This is a genomic window from Deltaproteobacteria bacterium, assembly GCA_016210005.1.
Classification (GTDB): domain Bacteria; phylum Desulfobacterota; class Binatia; order HRBIN30; family JACQVA1; genus JACQVA1.
Genome location: JACQVA010000044.1, coordinates 1 through 5849 on the forward strand (window position 1 = coordinate 1; position 5849 = coordinate 5849).

General features: G+C 62.4%; 11 protein-coding genes and 1 pseudogene. All 12 read right to left on the reverse strand.

Annotation, left to right across the window (positions count from 1 at the left end; all coding sequences use genetic code 11):
- A pseudogene (locus HY699_05205) lies at positions 1-285 on the reverse strand (HigA family addiction module antidote protein).
- A gap of 33 nt (positions 286-318) precedes the next feature.
- Entirely contained in the window at positions 319-756 is a 438-nt protein-coding gene (locus tag HY699_05210; GenBank protein MBI4515199.1) for a PIN domain-containing protein, read from the reverse strand.
- 37 nt (positions 757-793) lie between these two features.
- Positions 794-1081, reverse strand: a complete 288-nt coding sequence (locus HY699_05215) for an AbrB/MazE/SpoVT family DNA-binding domain-containing protein (GenBank protein ID MBI4515200.1) — start codon at positions 1079-1081, stop codon at positions 794-796.
- A 228-nt stretch (positions 1082-1309) separates the two neighbouring features.
- Positions 1310-1486 (reverse strand): type II toxin-antitoxin system HicA family toxin, encoded by a 177-nt coding sequence (locus HY699_05220; GenBank protein ID MBI4515201.1) that lies wholly within the window; start codon positions 1484-1486, stop codon positions 1310-1312.
- Positions 1483-1704, reverse strand: coding sequence for a type II toxin-antitoxin system HicB family antitoxin (locus HY699_05225; GenBank protein MBI4515202.1), 222 nt, complete (start codon positions 1702-1704; stop codon positions 1483-1485). The genes HY699_05220 and HY699_05225 overlap by 4 nt, the downstream gene beginning before the upstream one ends.
- Before the next feature lie 502 nt (positions 1705-2206).
- Positions 2207-2437, reverse strand: a complete 231-nt coding sequence (locus HY699_05230; protein MBI4515203.1) for a DUF2283 domain-containing protein — start codon at positions 2435-2437, stop codon at positions 2207-2209.
- Positions 2434-2700 (reverse strand): hypothetical protein, encoded by a 267-nt coding sequence (locus tag HY699_05235; protein MBI4515204.1) that lies wholly within the window; start codon positions 2698-2700, stop codon positions 2434-2436. Before HY699_05235 ends, HY699_05230 begins: the two co-directional genes overlap by 4 nt.
- Before the next feature lie 518 nt (positions 2701-3218).
- Entirely contained in the window at positions 3219-3602 is a 384-nt protein-coding gene (locus HY699_05240) for a type II toxin-antitoxin system VapC family toxin (GenBank protein ID MBI4515205.1), read from the reverse strand.
- Positions 3599-3841 carry a hypothetical protein gene (locus HY699_05245; GenBank protein ID MBI4515206.1) on the reverse strand — a complete coding sequence of 81 codons (243 nt, stop codon included), beginning with the start codon at positions 3839-3841 and terminating at the stop codon, positions 3599-3601. The genes HY699_05240 and HY699_05245 overlap by 4 nt, the downstream gene beginning before the upstream one ends.
- 604 nt (positions 3842-4445) lie before the next feature.
- A complete protein-coding gene (locus HY699_05250) occupies positions 4446-4727 on the reverse strand; it encodes a nucleotidyltransferase family protein (GenBank protein MBI4515207.1) in 282 nt (93 codons plus the stop codon).
- Between the two features lie 28 nt (positions 4728-4755).
- Positions 4756-5157, reverse strand: coding sequence for a type II toxin-antitoxin system VapC family toxin (locus tag HY699_05255; protein MBI4515208.1), 402 nt, complete (start codon positions 5155-5157; stop codon positions 4756-4758).
- Entirely contained in the window at positions 5157-5375 is a 219-nt protein-coding gene (locus HY699_05260) for a DUF2281 domain-containing protein (GenBank protein MBI4515209.1), read from the reverse strand. The genes HY699_05255 and HY699_05260 overlap by 1 nt, the downstream gene beginning before the upstream one ends.
- Between the last annotated feature and the right edge of the window lie 474 nt (positions 5376-5849).

Below are 5849 nucleotides of genomic sequence, written 5' to 3' on the forward strand. Positions count from 1 at the left end.
CGTCGCGCAGATCCCGCTCCGCGTGCCACAGATCGTAGGCCTGCTGCATCCGCAGCCACAGGCCCGGCCCGTTGCCGCAGAATTTCCCCAGCCGCACGGCCATCTCCGGCGTCACGGCGGCGGTACCAGCCAAAATGCGGTACAACGTCTGGCGCCCGACGCGCAGTTGGCGCGCGGCCTCGCTGACGGCAACAGCTTGAGCTCCGGGAGCACATCGTTGCGCAAGATCTCACCCGGATGCGTCGGTTCTCGCCTCCGGTCGGCAGGAACGCTGTACTCTCTCATACTCGGCTCTCCATGTGCTCAATGGGGCCTTGCTCAGCTGCTCGCAGGCCGTCCGGCGCTGCCCAGCTTCGCCAGCAGTCCGCGAGGGGTCACGATGCTCAGCTTTGTTCGAGTGGCCACCCGCACGGTGAAGTGCCGTGTGTTCGTGGTGACGAGATGGTCCGGTGCCGCCCGTATTGCCGATACAAGGACCGGGACATCCGTCTGGTGGCGAATGAGGTGCCGATGGCGGTCGATCTCTTCGCGGGTTGGAAGCGGAACCGCTTCGGGTGTCACGGTGTGGAGGAGCTTCACATATGCATCGATGATCTCGTCGGCAACCGCGGCGTCTCGGTCAATCAGGTGCAGGAGATGGTCTTCGATTTCCCGGCGCACATATTCGGCCAGCACCAGCTTGAACGCTTTGGAGCGGGCAAGAACGAGGATGGCGCGGGATGCGCTCCTTGGAACCAAGAGGCCTTCCAGCACCACCCCAGAATCGAGAAACAGTCGGAGCGGCGGGGGCCGGTCAGCCCTCGCCATAGAGCTGCTGGAAAATCCGTCGCCGGGTCTTCTCCAGGCCCTTCAGTGCCCGGTGGACAGAAACGCCCTTGGCGGCCAGCGCGTCTTGGATACGCTCGGTCAGACCGTCAATGGTTGGGTCTGCAGGGACCACCATCACTCCCTTTCCCAGCGGAAACACCAGGACGCGGCTCCCCTTCGTCAGCTTCAGCCGCTTGCGGTAGCGGGGCGGGAGGGCGATGGTGCCGCTGTCTCCGACCCGCACGGTCTCAATTGTGGCAGCTGCTGCTTCCATCAGGCGACATCCTCCACGCTGACCCCCTCGATTTCAAGGCTGAACCTACCCTGCCGGAGGGGATGGCGCAACAGAAACGCGGACCGGAACGAGCACGAGTCACGAGCGCGAGTCACGATGATGCAGCAAAGTTCCGATTTCGGTGATCTACGGTGGTGGAGTGATGACGAGCGATGAACGACGGACGGGCCGATGCGAGAAACTCTTTGTCGAATCTTGTCCGCGGCGCTATGCGCTTAAACGCCTCAAGATCTGGCGCGCGAGGTACTCATTGATTTCCCGATGTCGAGGAATGGGCTGGGACACCTTGGTGTGTGGATTGTGGTACCAATCGTGTTTGCCACCGTGCCGGATCAGCACGCATCCCATCGACTCGATCTTCCTGATCAAGTCGTGGCGCTTCACGCGACCTGTAGCTCCGAGACCCGCCGCACCGCCGGGATGTGGCCGCTGGTCAGCTCTTGGTACAGATCGCGCAAGTGTTCCTGCAAGTCGGTGCGGGATTCCCCTTGGGTCATGTAGTCGGGGAACTCCTCCAGAAATCCCAGCCAGAACTCCCCGTCCCGCCAGTATACGTAGCGGAGGGTGCGTGCCCTCGCCGGCTGCGATGGCGTGCCGCGCAGCCGACCCTTGCTCGCGCCGCTGCGCGGCTCGTGTGTGCCGCGGGTCTTCATGGCCACACCATACGAATGGGCAACGGGAAGGTCAACGGGGCGACTCGCCTGGACCATGTCGTTATAGAAACCCGCCTCCCCAGTCCCCAGCCTCCAGCCTCTTCAAATGCAGCAAAGTTCCGATTTCGGTGATCTACGGCAGTGGAGGGATGACGACCGATGAGGGATGAGCGATGAGCGGGTGCGAAACCGTTTGGAGAATTTTGCCAATGGCGCTGTGGGTCACCGCGTGTGTCTCGGCCGCTTACCTGGGGGCCGCCAGCGCTTCGTGCTCCTCGCGTCCTTTGTGGTGGGTGGCTGCGTCGACTCGAGACGATGCAGCAAGGCATCAATTCCTTTGATCCTCGTTTGCAGAGCGACCCGGATCGAGGCCGCAGAGGCGCGCAGCACGGAGGTTCCGGGGAACAAGTGAATGGACCCAGATCGGGAAGATGGGCGAGCGCGTGCGGCGCTACTTCGCCGCCCCACTGAGGTGCAGCAACCGGGCCTGGGTGCCCTCCAGGATCGCGTCCCTGAGGAACGTGCTGGCATCGAGGATTTCGATGCCGATCAGATCGCCGGCCGCGTTCAGCTCCGCGGTGACGTTGGGACTCAACTCGACGCTGTGCTCCTCTTCTCCCTCGGCGACCACCAGGTGCAGGATGTCTTCGTGCTCGAAATACAACAGTTTCGGTTTGCTCATGGCTGGTATCTCCCCACCCGGACACGCAGGTTCGTCTGCTGCCGGGTCGTGGCGTGAATCGTAATCGGGGTCAGCGTGTCGCCTGCCTGTTCATACGGGATCATGACGAGTCTGCGGCCATGCTTCCCAATCGCCACCCGGCGCTGGCTGGCCGTGTCGAAGTACCGCTCGTCGGAGAACCGCACAATTTCCTCGATTCCGGCGAGGTCGAAGCCTCGCACCCGTGCGCGGTGTTTGAGGTATTCGGTCCAGACCACCACCATTCAGGCTCGCCTTTTTCAGCCGTGTCGTGACACGCACAGATCGACCGTAGTCCATGGACCTGACACCGTCAATCAAAGTGCTGGTCGCTTTGGCCCGACAGCCGCAGCGCCGCGTCGAGCCGCGGCCTACACCTCACGAGCACGAGTCACCCTTCGACAAGCCTGTCCCGAGCGCCGTCGAGGGGCTCAGGGCCGGCTCAGGTACGAACACGACCTCTGGCTTGCCCCTTTTGTTACCTTTCACCTTTTACCTGTGCTTCACGACCATGCAGCAAAGTTCCGATTTCGGTGATCTACGGCGGTGGAGGGTCAGGGCGAATGGAGCGGTGCTTTGTGGGGCTGAAACCGAGTGACCACCACGAAGAACACGAAGGCCACGAAGTGCGGCTACAGAACAAAGCGTTAGAGCCCGTCCTTCAACAAGTGGACGGGTGCAGATCGGAAAGATTGGCAGCCGGCGGCCATGACTATGACAGCGACACCCGGGAACGCTGAGGACACCACGTCCGGCGTGGTCGTCAGATCCGAGCGAGCTGCGGCAGGCGGTCGAAATGGTGGTCGCGCGCGTACAAGGTCAGATTGTGCTGGAGCACCAGTGCGGCAATCCAGATGTCATTGGTTGGAATTGGGGTCCCCTGTGAACGGAGCTGACGGTAGACCGACGCATAGTGGTGGGTGGTCTGCTCATCCGGGAACAGCACCTGGACCCCATCCTTCATCAAGAAGCGCCGGAGGGTTCGCTCATTCTGAACGCCACGTTTGCCCACCGCGAAGCCCGCACGCAACTCGGCAAGCACCACGAAGGGTACACAGATGCCTTCGACGCCTTCGAGGGTTTCTGCCACACCAGCCACATCGCGGCACAGGTCGGTATACCGGTTCGTGTCGATGGCGAGCTTCATCGCCACAGGTTCTTGTCGATCTGATGCTGATCGGCAAGCGCCGCGTCGAATTCCGGATCGTCCACCCACGTGCCGGCAAGATCGTGCAGATCTCGGTAGCGCACCGGTTCCACCGCGGTATCGAGCCCCCGCTGCATCGCCTCGACCGCGACCTCGTGGAGGCTCTTCCCTTGCGCTCTGGCCCGGCGCCGAAGCGCTGCGTCGAGCCGCCGCGGGATACTGCGAAGCGTGTATTGCATGCAGGTCTTGTAGTAAGAGCAGGCGCCCAGCGCAAGCGGTGCTCGGGAGGGCACGCAGTCGCGTGCCGAAGCAGAAGTAAGGCTCACTGCTGCAACCGTCCCCCAGCCTCCAGTCCCGAGCCTCCAGTCCCAGTATCCGACGCAGCAAAGTTGCGATTTCGGCGATCCACCGTCGTGAGCGATGAGTGATGAAGGATGAGGAATGAACCGATGAGCGGACTGACGCGAGAAACCGTTTGTCGAATTTTGTCCATGGCGCTATGCATCACGTGGCGTGCCGAGGCAACACGTGCACGGATCTCTTTCGGGACGGCGGATGGGCAGCGACGCAGCAAAAGGGAAGTTTGCGTGAACATCCTTCGGAGGGATGGCTCCGGGCAAGCGACGCATCGACATCACCAAATCCCTCAGCGGGCAACGATGCCAGGGTGCTCCGTCACGAGTGACGACGACGCAGCAGAGGTCAGGTTTCTGAGATGAAGCGGTCCGGCGCAACGAAAGTGAGTGGCTCAGCTCTGCGCGCCGATTTCGCGGAGGATCGCGTCGAGTTGCTGCTTGAGCGGAGGCAGGTCGCGTTGCGTAATCCCACAGACCGCGTCGCCCGTCATAGCGGTACTGCGCTCTTCAATACTTCGTCGCGCAGGTACGGGCTCACGGCGGCCTCGGTCACGACATCGACCGAGCAGCCAAGGAGATCCTCGACGTCCTGCTTGATGGCGATGAGATCCAACAAGGTGCTCTCGGGGGCCAGTTCGACGAGAAGGTCGACGTCGATGCTTGGAGTCGGCTCGCCGCGCGCGTGCGAACCGAACAGCCGAACGTTGCGGGCCCCATGGCTGGCCGCGATCCGTGCGATCTCCGCGCGCTGTGCCTTGTTGAGGTTCATGATCCGGCGCCTCCCGACCTGCGCTTCGCTACCAGATCACATCCAGGCCTGTCGCTCGAATCTGCCCGTCCCGGGTGACCAGCGGCAGGCCAAGATGCAGGGCGGTCGCGGCAATGATGCGATCCGGCATGTCGGGAACTTGATGGCGTGGCACGCGCTCGACGGCTCGGGCAATCGCTTCATCCAACGAAACGACGCGAAAGCCGGAGTCCTCTTGCTCCAGCGCCGCCTGCAACTGTTCCCAATCGGGCCGGGGGATGCGCCCTTTTTCTACCAAGTAGACGAGTTCGACTACAGAGATCGAGGGAACCAGGATCGGGTCGCCTGCGGCTATCGCGGCAGCCATGCGGTTCCTCGCCGTCACCGACAGACGAAACGACTGAAGAAGATACCAAGCCGCCGCGTGCGTGTCTGCAACAACGGAGGCCATCAGATGTCGCTACGCGGGAAGTTGCCCCACATCTCGCGGCGAGCCTCGGCGATATCCTCCGGTGAAACGTCAAATCCCTTCCATAACCCAGCCGGATCACGAAGCGGGTGCTTGCGTTCATGCCGCGCCCGAAGGAACTCGACGAAGTCCAGCACCTCTTGCTGTTGGTCCACCGGTAAGTTCCTCGACTTCTCGGCAATGATCTCCCAGGTCGTCATGGATGCCCTCCGTCAAATCGCAACTGCCAGCCGCCATGATGTCGCAGGGAGCGCAACAAGTCCACCGGTACCGCCAACAGGCACGAGTCACGAACACGCGGCACGACCATGCAGCAAAGTTCCGATTTCGGTGATCTACGGGAGTGGAGGGATGAGGGATGACGAGCGATGGGCGGACTGACGCGAGAAACCGTTTGTTGAATCTTGTCCATGGCGCTATGCACCACGCGGCGTGTTGCGGCAACACATCGACATCACCAAATCGTTCAGGAGGGGCAACGATGCCCGGGGGCTCCGTCACACGTGACGACCGCGCGGCGCAGAACGGCTTCGAGTCGGTGGTTCAATGCGAGCTGTCAACTCGCAAGCCGACGGGCCGGAATCCTATCTACCTCGTCGCGCAGATCCCGCTCCGCGTGCCACAGATCGTAGGCCTGCTGCATCCGCAGCCACAGGCCCGGCCCGTTGCCGCAG